The sequence below is a fragment of the Vibrio sp. YT-19(2023) genome (assembly GCF_033337395.1).
In genome coordinates, this window is the sequence record NZ_JAWOQN010001048.1 from 1 (window position 1) to 537 (window position 537).

Genomic DNA, 537 nt, shown 5'->3' on the forward strand with positions numbered 1-537 from the left:
CATTGGCACCCGCAACCAATACCAATAGACCTTGTTTACCTGCAGCAACCAGCACATCACGTGCACGTCCTTGCCACTCTTCATTCAGCGCAGCGCCTAGCAATAGACCTTTGCCACGAACTTCAGAGAATAGGTTGTACTTCGCATTGATCTTTTCTAGACCTGCGCGGAACAGCGATTCGCGCTCTAAAACACCAGCAAGCACTTCTGGTTTTGTCACTTCGTTAACGACCGCTTCTGCTACTGCACATGCCAATGGGTTACCACCGTATGTTGAACCATGAGTGCCCACTTTCAGGTGCTCAGCCAGTTTTGCTGTTGTTAGCATTGCGCCGATAGGGAAACCACCACCCAGTGATTTCGCTGTGCTTAGAATGTCTGGCGTGATGCCTAGACCTTGGTAAGCATAGAAATGACCAGTACGTCCGTTACCCGTTTGAACTTCATCAAAGATAAGTAGCGCGTTGTGCTTGTCACACAGTTCACGTACTGCTTGAGCAAATTCCGGAGTTGGTGGCACGATGCCGCCTTCGCCTT

1 protein-coding gene is annotated in these 537 nt (G+C 50.1%); it reads right to left on the reverse strand.

Annotated features, from left to right (window positions below; all coding sequences use genetic code 11):
• A partial coding sequence (locus R7E78_RS29955) for an aminotransferase class III-fold pyridoxal phosphate-dependent enzyme (RefSeq protein WP_318059118.1) occupies nt 1–537 on the reverse strand: 537 nt, incomplete at both ends.